Genomic DNA, 16,055 nt, shown 5'->3' on the forward strand with positions numbered 1-16,055 from the left:
GTCATACGGTGGGGAACACGGAGGCCCCTTGTGGCTGGGAGCCCAGCCGCCGCTGCGCGGCGGAGCCGCGCGGAGCGCGGCGAAGAGCCGCGCTCCGCGCGAAAAGCGTCATGCGTCGGGCGTCGGGTGTCAGGAGCGGGTGACCGCTACCCGGACCTTCGCGCCGTCCCCCACCGCGCCATCCGACCCTTCGGCCACCTCGCCGTAAACCACCGACGTGCTCAACGTCTCCGAGGCCACGAATTCCTCGAACCGCCGCACCGCCTCGGCCACCTCGTCCGGCACCTGCAAGGTCAACGCGATCCGGTCGGACACGTCCAACCCGGCGTCCTTCCGGGCCTGCTGCACCACGCGCACCAGGTCGCGCGCCACGCCCTCGGCCGCCAGTTCGTCCGTCACCACGGTGTCCAGCACCACCAGGCCGCTGTTGCCCGGCAACGCCGCCGTCGCACCCTGGTCCGTCGCCACCAGGCGCTGTTCGTACTCCTCCGGGAACAGCTCCAGACCGGCGGCCACGACGCGGCCCTCGACCTCCGACCAGTCCCCGGCCTTGACCGCCTTGATGACCTTCTGCACGTCCGGACCCAACCGGGGACCCGCCACGCGCGCGTTCACCGCCAGTTGGAAGTGCCCGTGCGCGTCCACGTCCGTGGTCAGCTCCACGTCCTTGACGTTCACCTCGTCGCGCAGCACCTCGACGAACGGCTCCAGCTGCGCCACGTCCGCCGCCGCGATGACCAGCTTGGCCAGCGGCAGGCGCACGCGCAGCTTGTTGGCCTTGCGCAGCGACAACGCGGTGGACGCGACCTGGCGGACCTGGTCCATCGCCGCCACCAGGGCGTCGTCCGCCGGCAGGTCGGCCACCGACGGGAAGTCGGTCAGGTGCACCGAGCGCCCGCCGGTCAGGCCCCGCCACACCACCTCCGTCGTGAACGGCAGCAGCGGCGCTGCCACCCGGGACACGACCTCCAGCACGGTGTGCAGGGTGTCCACGGCGTCCTGCTCGCCCGCCCAGAACCGGTCCCTCGACCGCCGGACGTACCAGTTCGTCAGGACCTCCAGGAAATCCCGGATGGACGCGCACGCGCCGGAGATGTCGTAGGTCTCCAGCTGCTCGGTCACGACCTTCACCAGGTCGTGCGTCTTCGCCAGCACGTACCGGTCCAGGACGTGCCGGGAATCCGTCCGCCACGTGCCCTCGACGCCCTCGGCGTTGGCGTACAGCGCCAGGAAGTACCACGAGTTCCACAGCGGCAGCACGGCCTGCCGCACGGCGTCGCGGATGCCGCGCTCGGTGACGATCAGGTCGCCGCCGCGCAGGATCGGGGACGCCATGAGGAACCAGCGCATGGCGTCGGAGCCGTCGCGGTCGAAGACCTCGTTGACGTCCGGGTAGTTCTTGCGCGACTTTGACATCTTCTGGCCGTCGTCGCCCAGCACGATCCCGTGCGCCACGCAGTTGCTGAACGCCGGCCGGTCGAACAGGGCCGTCGCCAGCACGTGCATGGTGTAGAACCAGCCGCGCGTCTGGCCGTTGTACTCGACGATGAAGTCGCCCGGATAGTGGTTGTCGAACCACTCCGCGTTCTCGAACGGGTAGTGCACCTGGGCGAACGACATCGACCCGGACTCGAACCAGCAGTCCAGGACCTCCGGGACGCGGCGCATCACCGACCGCCCGGTCGGGTCGTCCGGGTTGGGTCGGGTCAGCTGGTCGATCCCCGGCCGGTGCAGGTCGGTCGGGCGCACGCCGAAATCGCGCTCCAGCTCGTCCAGCGAGCCGTAGACGTCCACGCGCGGGTACTCGGGGTCGTCGGACACCCACACCGGGATCGGCGAGCCCCAGAACCGGTTGCGCGAGATGTTCCAGTCGCGGGCGTTCTCCAGCCACTTGCCGAACTGGCCGTCGCGGATGTGCTCGGGCACCCAGTTGATCTGCTTGTTCAGCTCGACCATCCGGTCCTTGAACTGCGACACGGCGACGAACCACGACGAGACCGCGCGCTGGATGAGCGCGTTGTCGCACCGCCAGCAGTGCGGGTACGGGTGGTCGTAGGTCTCGTGGCGCAGCAGCAGGCCCGCGTCCTTCAGGTCGCGGATGATCGCCTTGTTCGCCTCGAAGACCTGCTGACCCTCATACGGCGGGACCTCGGCGGTGAACCGGCCGTGCGGGTCGACCGGGACGACGACCTCGATGCCGGCCGCGTCGGTGACGACCTTGTCCTCCTCACCGAAGGCGGGGGCGATGTGGACGATGCCCGTGCCGTCCTCGGTGGTGACGTAGTCCGCCGCGAGCACCTGGTGGGCGTTCTCGCGGCCCACGAAGAAGTCGAACGGCGGCGCGTACTTCTTGCCGACCAGGTCCGCGCCCTTGTGCCGGGCCACGACCGTCGGCTCCTCGCCCAGCTCGCGGGCGTAGGCGGGCACGCGGGCCTCGGCCAGCAGGTAGCGGTTGCCGTCCTGGCCCTCGACGGTCACGTAGTCCACGTCGGGGTGCACGGCGGCGGCGAGGTTGGACGGCAGGGTCCACGGGGTCGTCGTCCACACCAGGGCCAGTTCGCCGGTCTCCAGGCGCAGGCCGACCGTGACCGCCGGGTCCTGCCGGTCCCGGTAGGTGTCGTCCATCTTGGTCTCGGTGTTGGACAGCGGCGTCTCGCAGCGCCAGCAGTACCACAGCACGCGGAAGCCCTCGTAGACCAAGCCCTTGTCCCACAAGGTCTTGAAGGCCCACATGACCGATTCCATGTAGTCCAGGTCGAGGGTCTTGTAGTCGTTGTCGAAGTCGACCCAGCGGGCCTGGCGGGTCACGTAGTCGCGCCACTGGTCGGTGTAGCGCAGCACGGACGTGCGGCAGGCCTCGTTGAACTTCTCGATGCCGAACGCCTCGATCTCGGACTTCGACGAGAAGCCCAACTGCTTCTCCGCCTCGACCTCGGCGGGCAGGCCGTGGGTGTCCCAGCCGAACCGGCGCTCGACGTGCTTGCCGCGCATGGTCTGGAAGCGCGGGACGACGTCCTTGACGTAACCGGTCAGCAGGTGGCCGTAGTGCGGCAGGCCGTTGGCGAAGGGCGGGCCGTCGTAGAAGACGAACTCGTTGGCGCCCTTGTCCCCCGCCGGTCGCGCGTCGATCGAGGCCTGGAAGGTCGCGTCGGACTTCCAGAAGTCGAGGACGTCCCGCTCTAGGGCGGGGAAGGACGGCTGGGAGGGCACCGGACCCTCGCCTGCCTTGGGGTAGGCCATCGTGTTGCTCCTCGCGTGCTGTTCTCGCCCGGCACGCGGGGACGACGCGCCCTGTCGGCGGGCACACCGCGGTACCACCCCGCTTGCCGACGCGCACGCGCGACGGCCTCTCGTTGACGGCTGTGACGGGCCGTTCCCGTCCGGTTCTACTGGGGCGCGCGCCTCGGTGAGGTGGTCGCGCCCGTTCTTCCGGAGGCTCCCCGGTGATGGCCGGATCGGTGCCTGTGCGTCAAGGGTAACCGGTCGCCGCAAACCGGTTGCCGCGCCCGCGGCTAGTCGCCCGAGGCCCGCTTCTTCGCCACCAGGACCGCGTCGGGCGTGCACACCGCGCACGGCGTGAAGCCCAACTGCCTGGCCTCGGCGATCGGCAGGCCCAGCGTGGCCCGCGAGCCCAGCCACCCGCAGGCGGCCAGGTGGTAGCGGGGGTGCTCGTCCAGAACGCGGACCTCGTCGGTCAGGTCCGCCACGACCAGCAGGTCGGCGGCGTCCGTGTCCTCCTCGCCCGGCTCGCTGTCCTGATCGGGTGAAACGGGCGTGTCCGCGGCCTCGGCCGCGGGTTCCGCCTGGTCAGCGGGGTTAGCCTGGTGATCACCTCGTTCCGCCGCGGTACTGGCAGCCGCCGGGACGGGTCCCGACCGGCGGCGCAGCCACCAGTCCCAGACCAGGACCAGGGCCGCTGCCGCGCTCGCGCCCACCGAGAGCCACGCCCAGTGGGTCTGGGCGGTGGTCAGGGCGGGCACGAGCAGCCCCAGGGCTGCCAGCACCAGCAGCAGAACGATGTAGAGCACGTTGCGCAGACTAGATCAACGCGACCGCTCAGCCGGCCTCGGCACGCGCCCCGAACGAGTAGCCCTGCTGGCGGCCGTCGGACGGTGCGGCCGGGCCGCGGTCCTGCAGGTCGCGCAGCGAGGACTCCAGCATGGTCTTGAGCCGGGTCCGGTACTCGCGCTCGAACGTCTGGAGCTTGTCGATCTGCTTTTCGAGCGTGTTCTTCTCCTGGGTGATGTTGCCCATCACCTCGGCGTGCTTGCGCTGCGCGTCGCGGTCGAGCGCGCTGGCCTTCTCACGGGCCTGCCGCTCCAGCGTCTCGGCGCGCGTCCGCGCGTCGTTCAGCATGGTCTCGGCGCGGGTGCGCGCCTCGTTGACCATCGTGTCGGCCTTGGCACGGGCCTCGGAGAGCAGCTGCTCGGACTTGGTCCGGGCCTCCGACAGCATCCCGTCCGCCTCGGCCTTGGCCTCGCCGGTGAGCCGGTCGGCCATCTCCTGGGCCAACCCGAGCACCTTGGCGGCCTGCACGTGGTGGTCACCGCCACCACCGGGCGAGGTCTGCTCCAGCGCCGAGGGGGGTGGCACCGGCGCCAGCCTGCGCGGCTCGTCGACGACTCGGCTGGGACCACCCACTCCAGCGGCGATCTTGGCTCGGGCGTCTTCGAGGTCGGCACGCGCGGTCTCGACCTGCTGGTCGAGCTGCTCGACCTGCTGGCGCAGGTCGTTGTTCTCCTCGATCAGGCGGGCGAGCTCGCCCTCAACCAGGTCGAGGAACGCGTCCACCTCGTCCTCGTTGTAGCCCCGCTTGCCAATCGGCGGCTTGCTGAACGCGACGTTGTGCACGTCCGCGGGGGTCAACGGCATCAGATCACCTCACGCACTCCTGGGCTGTGGACATCCCTGGTCCCCTCACCTGGGATCGGCTACTCGCATCAGAATGATAACGACCAGCAACAGCACAATAATGGACAAGTCCAGACCGATGCCCCCGATCCGCACGGTCGGGATGAGCCGACGCAGCAGTCGGACCGGGGGGTCGGTCACGGTGTAGACGGTCTCCAGGGCCACCGCGACGCCGCCCGCCGGCCGCCACTCCCTGGCGAAAGTCCGGACGAGCTCGACCACGACGCGGGCCGTGAGCAGCAGCCAGAACGAGAACAGCACGTAGTAGACGACGAGCGCGAGGGCATACACACCGTCAACTGTGCCATCACTCACCCGTGGTTGAGGAACCCGCCCTCCGCGAGTCGCCTCCGGTCCTCCGCCGTCACGTCGATGTTGGGGGGTGAGAGGAGGAACACCTTGTTCGTCACCTTGTCGATCGAGCCGCGCAGCGCGAAGGCGAGCCCCGCGGCGAAGTCGACCAGGCGCTTGGCGTCCGCGTCGTCCATGTCGGTGAGGTTCATGATCACCGGCGTGCCGTCGCGGTAGTGCTCGCCGATGGTCCGCGCCTCGTTGTAGCTGCGCGGGTTCAGCGTCGTGATGCGCCCCAGCGACTGGCGGGAGGGCTCGGGCGCCGGGCGGACCCGGCTGACCGGCTCGCGCGCCGGCTCGACGGCCAGCGACCCGTGCGTCGGCTCGGCCGCCCACGACCGGCGGGACCGGGTGCGGGCGTCGGGCTGCTCGTAGTCGTCGGCGTCGTCCAGCTCGGCGCGGTAGCCGCCGTGCGGGCGTCGGCGGCCGTTGCGCTCCGGGTACTCGGGGTAGGCGTCGTAGTCCTCGGCCTCGGCCCGGTAGTCGTACCGGCCGCGCTCACCGTCGTAGTCGGGGTCGTCGGCGTACTCGGCGGGAACCATCCCGAAGTAGGCCTTCAGCTTGTGAAACCCGCTCATGGTCGAGCCCTTCCTCCGCCGATCCCTACCCGCTAGGACGTCGCGGCCGTCCCGAGGTTCCTGCCAGTTACGGCGAGGCTAGCCCTCGGCTGCCCAGCAGCGCTGTTCCGACACGCACGCACGTGGATCCGTGCGCGATGGCATCTTCCAGGTCACCGGACATCCCCGCCGAGATCACGGTGGCAGTGGGATGATCGTCACGCAAGCGGGTTACCGCACCTTGTAGAGCACGAAACGCGACCTCTGGAGACATCCCGAGGGGTGCGACGGTCATCACACCGCGCAGACGAAGTTCACCCTTCTCAGCGACATGGTGGGCAAGATCGGGAAGGTCCGGGATCGGGCAGCCGCCGCGAGCCGGGTCGCCGTCGATGCTGACCTGGAGCAGCACGTCCAGCGGGTCGCGGCCGGCGTTGGCCTTGGCCAGGGCGTCCGCGAGCCGGGTGGAGTCGACCGCGTCCACCTGGTCGGCCCAGGTGACGACGGAGCGGGCCTTGTTGCGCTGGACCGAGCCGACCATGTGCCAGCGGGCGGTGGCGGCCGGGCGGAGCCGGGCGAACTCGGCGGTCTTGCGGCCGGCCTCCTGGTCGCGGTTCTCGGCGAACTCGGTCAGGCCCAGGTCGCTGAGGATCGCGACGTCCTCGGCGGGGAAGGTCTTGGTCACGGCGAGGAGGGTCACGTCGGCTACGTCGCGGCCGGCGGCGTCGCAGGCCCGTGCGATGCGCTCGCGGACCTCGGCGAGGTTGGCGGCCAGCTCGTCGCGGCGGTTCACGCGTCGATCCAGACGACGCCGGCGATCCGCCCCGTTCCGGGGTCCCGCCGATGGCTGAACAGGGCCTTCTCCTCGACCGTGCAGCGCGGGTCCACGCCGATCCGGCCGACGCCGGCGTCCGCGAGCTGCTGCCAGATCCCGGCGCGCAGGTCGAGCGCGGGCGTGCCGCGGCGGGACTTGGCGGCGCTGCCGGGGAGGTGCTTCTCGACGTCGGCGCGCATCTCGGCCGGCACCTCGTAGCACTGGCCGCAGACGGCGGGGCCGAGCAGCACCTCGACGCGGTCCTTCCGAGCGCCGAGCTCGACCATCTTGTCCAGCGCGGCGGGGACGACCCCGACGCGGGCGCCGACGCGCCCGGCGTGGACGGCGGCGACGACCCCGGCCTCGGGGTCGCCGAGCAGGACGGGGACGCAGTCGGCGGTGAGGACGACCAGGGCGAGGCCGGGCGTGGCGGTGACGACGGCGTCGGTGGCTTCGAGCGGGGAGGCCTGCGGGCCGTCGACGGCCTGGACGGTCCGGCCGTGCACCTGCTCCATCCAGACGAGCCGGTCGACGTCGAGCCCGATGCCCTCGGCGAGCCGACGGCGGTTGGCGGCGACGGCGGCGGGGTCGTCACCGACGTGGTCGCCGAGGTTGAAGGAGTCGAACGGGGGCTTCGACACCCCGCCTTCGCGGGTGGTCACGACACGACGGATGCGCACGCGCCAAGCCTGCCATGACCGGTGCGGCGGCGACCGCGGCCTCCGGCCCCCGCGGCGACGGCGGCCTCCGGCCCCCGATGCCATTGTCCCAGCACCCACCGACAATCCGGGCAGGCCGACCTGAGGCCCGCCACCCCGGCCACCCACTTGCCGAGACGCCTTGCCCAGCCTTGCCCAGCCTTGCCCAGCCTTGCCCAGCCTTGCCCAGCCCCGCCCTACCTCGCCCAGCCCGGCCTGAGCCAGCCAAGCCCAACCCGGCTCGTCGCGGTCCCTTGGAGCAGGTCCGGCTGGTCCTCCAGGCGCGAAGAGCCCGCCTCCCCGAGCGGGAAGCGGGCTCTCGATGGCGGCCTGTCTACCTCAGCGGCGCATGAACGGGGGCACGTCGACCTCGTCGTCCGGGTCGTCGGTCACCGGCACCGCGCGCGACGGCAGCGACCCGCTCTGCGAGAGCGAGCGCGGCACCGCCGGCTGGGACGTCGGGTACGCGGGCTGCGGGGTCGTCCCGTTCGGCTGCGTCGGCTGCGTCGGCACGGTCGGGCGGGGCGCGGCCACCGGGGCCTGCTCCACCACCTGCGGCTGGACCGGCGGCTGGACCTGGTGCTGCACCGGCTGCGGCTGGACCGGCTGCGCCACCGGAGCCGGCTGCACCGTGCCCGACTGGCCCGGCGCCACCGTCGTGCGCGGTGGTGAGGACAGGGCCTGCGGTTCCAGCTTCTTGTGGGTCGGGCCGCCGCTGTCGAAGCCGGCCGCGATCACCGTGACCCGGACCTCGTCGCCCAGCGAGTCGTCGATGACCGTGCCGAAGATGATGTTCGCGTCCGGGTGCGCGGCCTCCTGGACCAGCGACGCCGACTCGTTGATCTCGAACAGGCCCAGGTCCGACCCGCCCGCGATCGACAGCAGCACGCCGTGCGCGCCCTCCATGGACGCCTCCAGCAGCGGCGAGTTGATGGCCTTCTGCGCCGCCTGCACGGCACGGCCCTCGCCGCGCGCCGAACCGATGCCCATCAACGCCGAGCCCGCACCCGACATGACCGACTTGACGTCGGCGAAGTCCAGGTTGATCAGACCGGGGGTGGTGATCAGGTCGGTGATGCCCTGGACACCGGACAGCAGCACCTCGTCCGCCGAGCGGAACGCGTCCATCAGCGAGACGCCGATGTCGCCGAGCTGAAGCAGCCGGTCGTTGGGGATCACGATGAGCGTGTCGCACTCGTTGCGCAGCGCCTGGATGCCCTCTTCGGCCTGCTTGGCGCGCCGCTTGCCCTCGAAGGAGAACGGGCGCGTCACGACGCCGATGGTCAGCGCGCCGAGCTTGCGGGCGATGGACGCGACGACCGGCGCGCCGCCGGTGCCCGTCCCGCCGCCCTCGCCGGCGGTCACGAAGACCATGTCGGCGCCCTTGAGGACTTCCTCGATCTCCTCGCGGTGGTCCTCGGCGGCCTTGTGGCCGACCTCGGGGTTGGCGCCCGCGCCGAGGCCGCGGGTCAGTTCACGGCCGATGTCGAGCTTCACGTCGGCGTCGGACATCAGCAGAGCCTGGGCGTCGGTGTTCACCGCGATGAACTCGACGCCCTTGAGCCCGACCTCGATCATCCGGTTGACGGCGTTGACACCGCCGCCGCCGATGCCGACGACCTTTATCACCGCGAGGTAGTTGTGCGGGGGCGTCATCGGATCCGCCTTCCTGATCGTGTCCGTGCTCATGTGCTGGAGTGGATGACCACCGGTGTCACACCCGGACGGAAGTCCACCCGGATTGAAACCCTCAACCAGAGGTCGAGAGTTATGTCAACCCCGTATGTTCCCACCGGACGTTATGCACCAGAAATGCCTCGGTCCAGTTGCCACGCCGTGTTGTGTCCCGACCGGGTGAGGCCGACTACTCGCCGGTCACCCCGTCGAGCAGTTCGCGCACCACGTCCAGGTGCCCCGCGTGCCGACCCGTCTCCTCGATCATGTGGATCAGCACCCAGCGCGCGGAAAGCCGCTTGTCCCCCCGGAACACCACCTCGTGGTCGAGGTCGAGCCCCGCGGCGATGTCGCGACTCACCCCGCACTGCTCAGCGTAGTCGGCCAGCAGACCCGAGATCGTCTCCCCCGGCTCGATCCGCCAATCGGCGTCCGGGTCCTGCCTCGTGTAGGGGGCGGCGCTGGGCCGTCCGAGCAGCGCGACCTCGAACCAGTGGTGCTCGACCCACCGCAGGTGCTTGACGATGCCCGCGGCCGTGTTCAGCGGCGACGGGAGCGTGGAGCGGGTCGCGTCCTCTTCGGACAGTCCGGCGCACTTCAGCTCGATGGTCCCGCGCAGGTAGTCCAGGAACCCGTTGAGCAGGGTCCGCTCGTCGCCGGTGAAGGCGATGTCCACCCGCTCCTCGGGCTTGGTCACGATCTTCGTCACAGTCATGCCGCGCAGTATCACCTGCGCGAACGCGGCGAACGACCGAGTTTCGCCCGACCGCCGTGGTGAAGATCACGAGACGGTCGGCAGCTCCGGGCTGGAGACGTCGAACACCGAGCCGTCGCGGGTCATCAGCACCTCGACGACCGCGGCCTTGCGCGGCGTGTCGTCCGGCGAGCCCCACCGCACCTCGCGCCCGGCGGTCAGGGTCAGCCGCACGTCGGCTCCCGACGTCGCCGACACCGCCAGGACTTCCCGGCGCAACGGCTCGGGCAGCGCGACCAGCACCGCGACGGCCGCCGGCCGCCCCTTGCCCTCGGCCTTGAGCTCCGGCAGCCCGGCCGGCGGCTGGGCGACGGTCGCGTAGTCCCGGCCGGTGGCGTCCACCAGGTGCGCGCCGTCGCCTGCGTTCACCACGGCGACCGGGGTGCGCTCGTCCACGGTGAGCAGCACGGTGCCCGGCAGGGAGCGCTCCACCCGCACGGCCGCCACCCGGGACAGCCCGCGCACGCGCTCGGCGATCCCGTCGACGTCCAGCCGGACCAGCGGCGAGCCCGGCTCGACCGCGGCGGCGGCGCGGACCTGGTCGGCGGTCAGCTCGACGGTGCCGGCGACGTCCACCCGCCGCACGCCCAGCAGCGGCGTGAACCAGACGGCGACGACCAGGCCGACCACGGACAGCACGGACAGCAGCGCCACCGCCCGGCGGCGCAGCACCACGCGCCGGGAGGGCCCTCCGCGCCGGGACGGGCGCCGCCGCGACGCGGAGGCGGTGCGGCGGCGCGCCGTCTGGGTCGTCATGCCCGGTCCAGCTCCCCGACGATCTCCGGGCCGAGCATGGTCACGTCGCCCGCGCCCATGGTCACCACCACGTCGCCCTCGCCGACCAGGCCCGCAACCAGCGCGGGCACCCGGTCGAACGACGGCTCGTAGTGCACCCGGTCCTGCTCCAGCGGCACGGTCCCGGCCACCAGCGCGCCGGTCACGCCCGGTTCCGGGTCCTCCCGCGCGCCGTAGACGTCCAGGACCACGACCTCGTCCGCCAGGCCCAGCGCGGCGCCGAACTCGTCGGCGAACAGCCGGGTCCGCGAGTACAGGTGCGGCTGGAACACCACGACCAGCTTGCCCTCCCCCGCGACCGGCCGGGCGGCGGTGAGCTGCGCGGCGACCTCGGTGGGGTGGTGGGCGTAGTCGTCGTAGACGCGGACCCCGGCGGCGCGGCCCTTGAACTCGAACCGCCGCCGCACGCCGCCGAACGCGCCCAGGCCCTCCAGCACGCAGTCGCGGTCCGCGCCCAGCTCCAGCGCGGCCAGCAGGGCGGCGATCGCGTTGCCCGCCATGTGCTCGCCGGGCACGGCCACCCGCACGTCGAGCTTCTCGCCGTCGAGGTCCAGCACGGCGATGCCGCCGCCGTCCTCGGGCCGGTAGTCCACCAGGGTCGCCGCGCCCTCGCCGGTCGCGGTGCGGCCGTAGGGGCGGACCCGCAGGCCGAGGCCCCTGGCGCGGTCGGCCAGCGCCTTCGCGCCCGGGTCGTCCACGCACGCGATCAGCACGCCGCCGGGCTCGATCCGCTCCAGGAACGAGCCGAACACGGCCGTGTAGGCCTCGACCGTGCCGTGGTGGTCGAGGTGGTCGGCCTCGACGTTGGTCACCACCGCCACCGACGGCGCGAAGTACAGGAACGACCCGTCGCTCTCGTCGGCCTCGGCCACGAAGACCCCGCCGGTGCCCTGGTGGGCGTTGGCGCCGGACTCGTTGAGGTCGCCGCCGATGGCGAAGGACGGGTCCATGCGGCAGTGCTGCAACGCCACGGTGAGCATGGACGTGGTGGACGTCTTGCCGTGGGTGCCGGCCACGCACGCGACCCGGTGGTCGAGCATCAGCGCGGCCAGGGCCTCGGCGCGGCGCAGCACGACCACGCCGCGCTCGCGGGCCGCCGCCAGCTCGGGGTTGTCCTCGCGGATGGCCGTGGACACCACGACGGAGGTGGGACCGCCGTCGAGCAGGTCGAGGTGCTCGGCCGCGTGGCCGACGGCGATGTGCGCGCCCTGCGCCCGCAGCGCCAGGACGGTGCGGGAGTCCTTGGCGTCGGAGCCGGACACGTGCGCGCCGCGCGCGAGCAGGATCCGGGCGATGCCGCTCATGCCCGCCCCGCCGATGCCGACCAGGTGGACCCGTTCCAGCACGTTCACTTCTTGATCACATCCAGGACGATCCGGGCGAGCACCTCGTCGGCCTCGCGGTGGCCGGTGCTCAGGGTGGCGGTGGTCATCGCGGCCAGCCGGTCGCGGTCGGCGACCAGCGGGACGACGTGCCGCGCGACCCAGTCCGGGGTCAGCTGCTCGTCGGGGACCAGGATGCCGCCGCCCGCGCCGACCACGGGGCCCGCGTTGAGGGCCTGCTCGCCGTTGCCGTGCGGCAGCGGCACGAACACCGCGGGCAGGCCCACGGCGGACACCTCGGCGACGGTCATCGCGCCGGACCGGCACAGCACCGCGTCGGCGGCGGCGTAGGCGAGGTCCATCCGCTCCAGGTAGGGCACCGGCACGTACGCGGGCGCGCCGGGCACCGCCTGCACGGCGACGGAGTTCTTCGGGCCGTGGGCGTGCAGCACGCCGATCCCGGCCCGCGCGAACGCCTGCGCCGCGCCGGACACCGCGTTGTTGATCGACCGCGCGCCCTGCGAGCCGCCGAACACCAGCAGCGTCGGGGCGTTGGGGTCGAGGCCGAAGTGGGCGCGGGCCTGGCCGCGCAGGGCGGCCCGGTCCAGAGTGGTGATCGAGTGCCGCAGCGGGATGCCGATGATCTCGGCGTCGGTCAGGCCCGAGTCGGGCACGGCGGCGGCGACGCGCTCGGCGAACTTCGCGCCGACCTTGTTCGCGAGCCCCGCCTTGGCGTTGGCCTCGTGCACGACGATCGGCACCCGGCCGCGCGCGGCGAGGTAGGCGGGCAGCGAGACGTAGCCGCCGAAGCCGACGACGACGTCGGCGTGGTGGCGCTCCAGCACCTCGCGGGTGCGCTTCACCGACTCCCGCACGCGCAGCGGCAGCTTCAACAGGTCGGGCGACGGCTTGCGCGGCATCGGCACCGGCGGGATCAGCTCAAGCGGGTAGCCGCGGGCGGGCACGAGCTTGTTCTCCAGCCCGCGCTCGGTGCCCAGCGCGATCACTCGCGCGTCGGGCCGCAGCCGCTTGACCGCGTCGGCCAGGGCCAGGGCTGGCTCGATGTGCCCGGCGGTGCCGCCTCCGGCGACCACCACGCACGGTCCGGCCTGCTGGGGAACCCCGGTCACGCACTTCCTCCTTGTGTCGTGGGGCGGGCTAGCGCCCGTCGCGGCGCCGGGACCGGTCCTGGGTCGCCCGGCGCGAGTCGCGCCGACGGTACTCCGACGGCGGAGCGTGACGGCCGGCCATCCTCCGTTCGTCCACCGGCGGCGGCGCGGCCTTGCGCCCGCGCGGCGGGGTGGACGGTCGGACGGGCCGGCGCTTGGGCGGCGGCTTGTAGGCCTCCGGGGCGGGCAGCTTCAGCACGCCGCCGACGCGGCCGGGACCCAGCGAGCGCAGCGCGGACACCGCTTCCGGCTCGTGGCGCGCGCAGTTGGCCAGGATGCCGAACACGACCATCGTGGTGACGATCGACGTGCCGCCGGAGGAGATCATGGGCAGCGTGATGCCGGTGACCGGGAGCAGCCGCACGACGTAGCCGATGTTGATCGCGGCCTGCGCCACCAGCCAGACGGTGAGCGTCGCGGACACCAGCCGGATCCACGGGTCGGTGTTGCGCGCGGCGATCCGCAGGCCCACCACGGCGAGCAACCCGAACAGGCCCAGCACCAGCAGGCAGCCGATGAACCCGAGTTCCTCGCCGATCACGGCGAAGATGAAGTCGCTGTGCACGTTCGGCAGGTAACGCCACTTGGAACTGCCGTTGGTCAGGCCCTTGCCGAAGAACCCGCCCTCCGCCAAGGCGAACATCGCCTGCCGCGCCTGGAGCCCCGCGCCGGTCGGGTCCTTGTCGGGGTCGAGGTAGGTCAGCACGCGCTGGAGCCGGTAGGTCGCGCCGACCGCGAGCACCGCCGCCCCCGCCGCAGCGCCGACCGCGATCACGCCGAACAACCGCATCGGCGCGCCCACGAACCACATCAGGCTGACCAGGACGACGCCGAGCGTGATCGTGCCGCCGAGGTCGGGCTGGAGCATCACCAGCGCGAACACCAACAACGCCACCGGGACCACGGGCACGAGCAGGTGCCGGTACTGGTCCAGCAGCGCACGCTTGGTGACGAGCACGTGCGCGCCCCACAGGGCCATCGCGAGCTTCGCCGCCTCGATCGGCTGGAACGACACGGGCCCCACGGTGAACCAGGACTGCGCGCCGCCCGCGACCGTCCCGAGTGGAGTGAGGACCAGGCCGAGCATGATCACGCACGCGAGCATCGCCATCATGCTGCTCTGCCGGACGGTCCGCAGCGGGATGCGCAGCACGATCAGGAACAGCACCGCCCCGACCACCACGTACAGCAACTGCTTCTGGAAGACGCTGTAGGCCGAGGCCCCGTCCGCGACCTCGCCGGGCGCGGACGCGGACAGCACCATCACCAGGCCCAGCACGGTCAGCAGGCCGAAGATCGCGAGCAGCAGGTGGAAGTCGGCGAGCGGCCGGCCCAACCAGGCGGTGAGGGCACTGCGCACGGCGACCACCTTGACCGTGCGCTTGGGCCGCGCCCCCCGCTCCACCGCTCTGTCCACCGCTGTCATGCGCCCATCGTCTCCCGCATCGCACGGCGAAAGCCGAAAATCCACCGCGTGTCGCCCAGACGCGACCGCAGTCACGCGGGTTACCTACCCGTGGGACGCCCGAAACCCACCCCCGGTTGCGCCCCCGACCGAATCCCCCGCCAGCCGCCCCTCAGCTCCGCCACCCGATCCTGTCGGTCCCCGATGGGACAATGGAACCGGGGGCCGGAGGCCACGCCGGCTCGCTCAGCCCTGGCCCGTCAGCTCCCGCACCGCCTCCGCGAACGCCTGCCCCCGGTGCGCGTAGTCGCTGAACATGTCCATCGACGCCGCCGCCGGAGCCAACACCACCGCGTCCCCGGCCCGCGCCATCGACCGGGCGGCCCGCACGGCGTCGCGCATGGTCGCCGCCTCCAGCACCGCCACCGGCACGGAAGGCGCGTACTTCGCCAAAGCCGCCGCGATCACCTCGCGGTCCGCCCCGATCAGCACCGCCCCGCGCATCCGGAACGCCTCGGCCCGCACCAACTCGTCGACCGACGCGCCCTTCAACAACCCGCCCGCGACCCACACGACGCTCTCGTAGGACCGCAACGACGCCGCAGCCGCATGCGGGTTGGTCGCCTTCGAGTCGTTGACGTACGTGACGCCCTCGACCACCGCCACGACTTCCGCCCGGTGCGCCCCGGGCCGGAAATCGCGCAACCCCTGCCGCACGGCCTCCGCCGACACACCGTGCGCCCGGGCCAACGCCGCGGCGGCCAACGCGTCGGACAGCCCCGGCGGCCCCGCCGGCCGCACGTCCGACACCGCCGCCAGCACCGCGTCCGGACCGAACGCCCGGTCCACCAGGTTCCCGTCCACCACGCCGAGCTGCCCCTCCTCGGGCGCGCCCAGCGTGAAACCGACGTGCGCCGGCGACGGCGAAGCCGACAGCAGCCCGGCCACGTGGGGGTCGTCCACGCCGGCCACGGCGACGTCGCCGGTGAGCACCTGGGCCTTCGCCTCCGCGTAAGCGGCGAACGAGCCGTGCCAGTCCAGGTGGTCCTCGGCCAGGTTCAGCAGCACCCCGGCGGCCGGCCGCACCGACGGCGACCAGTGCAGCTGGAAGCTCGACAGCTCCACCGCGAGCACCCGGTGCCCGGCCAGCAGGGCGTCCACCACCGGCAGGCCGACGTTGCCGCACGCCACCGCGTCGATGCCGGCCGCCCGCAGGATCGACTCCAGCATCCCCACCGTCGTGGTCTTGCCGTTCGTGCCGGTCACCGCGAGCCACGCGGGCGGGTCGGCCAGTTCCAGGCCCATCCGCCACGCCAGCTCGACCTCGCCGACGACCTCCAGCCCCGCCGCCCGCGACGCCACCAGCAACGGGCTGTCCGGACGCCACCCGGGCGAGGTCACGACCAGCTCCGCCGACGGCGGCGGCGCGACCAGGCCCGGCACCAGCGCGACCCCGGGCAGCAGCGGCTCCAGGGCGCTCAGCCGGTCGGCGGAGGAGTCGGTCACGGTCACCGACGCCCCCGCCGCCAGCAACGCCTCGGCGGCGGACCGGCCGGTCACGCCCGCGCCGGCGACCAGGACGTCACGGCCGGCCAGGAACCCCAC

At 72.4% G+C, this 16,055-nt stretch carries 14 protein-coding genes; all 14 read right to left on the bottom strand.

The window, feature by feature from the left end; translation table 11 throughout:
• Positions 1-129 precede the first annotated feature (129 nt).
• The gene (gene ileS / locus ABD126_RS15365) at positions 130-3,240 is read right to left on the bottom strand and encodes an isoleucine--tRNA ligase (protein ID WP_343934491.1); all 3,111 of its coding nucleotides are present in this window, start codon (positions 3,238-3,240) and stop codon (positions 130-132) included.
• 272 nt (positions 3,241-3,512) lie between these two features.
• Positions 3,513-4,028, bottom strand: coding sequence for a hypothetical protein (locus ABD126_RS15370; RefSeq protein ID WP_343934492.1), 516 nt, complete (start codon positions 4,026-4,028; stop codon positions 3,513-3,515).
• Between the two features lie 28 nt (positions 4,029-4,056).
• The gene (gene wag31, locus ABD126_RS15375) at positions 4,057-4,872 is read right to left on the bottom strand and encodes a DivIVA-like cell division protein Wag31 (RefSeq protein WP_121226822.1); all 816 of its coding nucleotides are present in this window, start codon (positions 4,870-4,872) and stop codon (positions 4,057-4,059) included.
• Positions 4,873-4,917: 45 nt separating this feature from the next.
• Positions 4,918-5,202, bottom strand: coding sequence for a YggT family protein (locus ABD126_RS15380; protein WP_309116599.1), 285 nt, complete (start codon positions 5,200-5,202; stop codon positions 4,918-4,920).
• A gap of 20 nt (positions 5,203-5,222) precedes the next feature.
• On the bottom strand, positions 5,223-5,840 hold the full coding sequence (locus ABD126_RS15385; RefSeq protein WP_343934493.1) for a cell division protein SepF: 618 nt from the start codon (positions 5,838-5,840) through the stop codon (positions 5,223-5,225).
• A 67-nt stretch (positions 5,841-5,907) separates the two neighbouring features.
• Complete coding sequence (locus ABD126_RS15390) at positions 5,908-6,612, bottom strand: YggS family pyridoxal phosphate-dependent enzyme (RefSeq protein WP_343934494.1); 705 nt, start codon at positions 6,610-6,612, stop codon at positions 5,908-5,910.
• A complete protein-coding gene (gene pgeF / locus ABD126_RS15395; protein WP_343934495.1) occupies positions 6,609-7,313 on the bottom strand; it encodes a peptidoglycan editing factor PgeF in 705 nt (234 codons plus the stop codon). Before pgeF ends, ABD126_RS15390 begins: the two co-directional genes overlap by 4 nt.
• Before the next feature lie 357 nt (positions 7,314-7,670).
• Complete coding sequence (gene ftsZ, locus ABD126_RS15400) at positions 7,671-8,987, bottom strand: cell division protein FtsZ (RefSeq protein WP_343934643.1); 1,317 nt, start codon at positions 8,985-8,987, stop codon at positions 7,671-7,673.
• A 208-nt stretch (positions 8,988-9,195) separates the two neighbouring features.
• On the bottom strand, positions 9,196-9,720 hold the full coding sequence (locus ABD126_RS15405) for a DinB family protein (protein WP_343934496.1): 525 nt from the start codon (positions 9,718-9,720) through the stop codon (positions 9,196-9,198).
• A 66-nt stretch (positions 9,721-9,786) separates the two neighbouring features.
• The gene (locus ABD126_RS15410; RefSeq protein ID WP_343934497.1) at positions 9,787-10,515 is read right to left on the bottom strand and encodes a cell division protein FtsQ/DivIB; all 729 of its coding nucleotides are present in this window, start codon (positions 10,513-10,515) and stop codon (positions 9,787-9,789) included.
• The gene (gene murC / locus ABD126_RS15415; protein WP_425542816.1) at positions 10,512-11,906 is read right to left on the bottom strand and encodes a UDP-N-acetylmuramate--L-alanine ligase; all 1,395 of its coding nucleotides are present in this window, start codon (positions 11,904-11,906) and stop codon (positions 10,512-10,514) included. The genes ABD126_RS15410 and murC overlap by 4 nt, the downstream gene beginning before the upstream one ends.
• Positions 11,903-13,006: an undecaprenyldiphospho-muramoylpentapeptide beta-N-acetylglucosaminyltransferase gene (gene murG / locus ABD126_RS15420; RefSeq protein WP_343934499.1), complete on the bottom strand. Its 1,104-nt coding sequence runs from the start codon at positions 13,004-13,006 to the stop codon at positions 11,903-11,905. The genes murC and murG overlap by 4 nt, the downstream gene beginning before the upstream one ends.
• 28 nt (positions 13,007-13,034) lie before the next feature.
• On the bottom strand, positions 13,035-14,471 hold the full coding sequence (gene ftsW, locus ABD126_RS15425) for a putative lipid II flippase FtsW (RefSeq protein ID WP_343934500.1): 1,437 nt from the start codon (positions 14,469-14,471) through the stop codon (positions 13,035-13,037).
• 225 nt (positions 14,472-14,696) lie between these two features.
• Positions 14,697-16,055, bottom strand: coding sequence for a UDP-N-acetylmuramoyl-L-alanine--D-glutamate ligase (gene murD / locus ABD126_RS15430; RefSeq protein WP_343934501.1), 1,359 nt, complete (start codon positions 16,053-16,055; stop codon positions 14,697-14,699).

It is taken from the genome of Saccharothrix mutabilis subsp. mutabilis, from assembly GCF_039521145.1.
GTDB classification, from domain to species: domain Bacteria; phylum Actinomycetota; class Actinomycetes; order Mycobacteriales; family Pseudonocardiaceae; genus Actinosynnema; species Actinosynnema mutabilis.